1 protein-coding gene is annotated in these 314 nt (G+C 59.2%); it reads left to right on the plus strand.

The annotated features are described in order from the left end of the window. Positions 1 to 314 (plus strand): helix-turn-helix domain-containing protein (locus AC5ZG5_RS46540; RefSeq protein WP_496165613.1); only part of this gene is annotated, 314 nt, incomplete at both ends.

The raw sequence follows: 314 nt of genomic DNA on the forward strand, positions 1-314 counted from the left end.
GGCCGACAACTTGACCATCGAACCCTGGAAGAAATCCGCATGATGGCGTTGGAGCGAGTGCGCGAAGGTGAAAAGCCGAGCGCCGTCGTCGAGAGCTATGGATTTCACCGCAGCGTGATTTACCGCTGGATGAGAACGGCGAAAGGTCGTGGGAAGGGTCTGCGGGCGCTGGCGTCGCGCAAAGGAACGGGACGTCCGAAGAAGTTGACGCCGGCGCAAGAGCGGCAAGTGTTTCGCTGGATCAACGGCAAGAACCCGCTGCAATACGGTTTCGATTTTGGCTTGTGGACGCGGCAAATCGTGCGCGAACTGGT

It is taken from the genome of Bradyrhizobium sp. Ses1 (assembly GCF_059512365.1).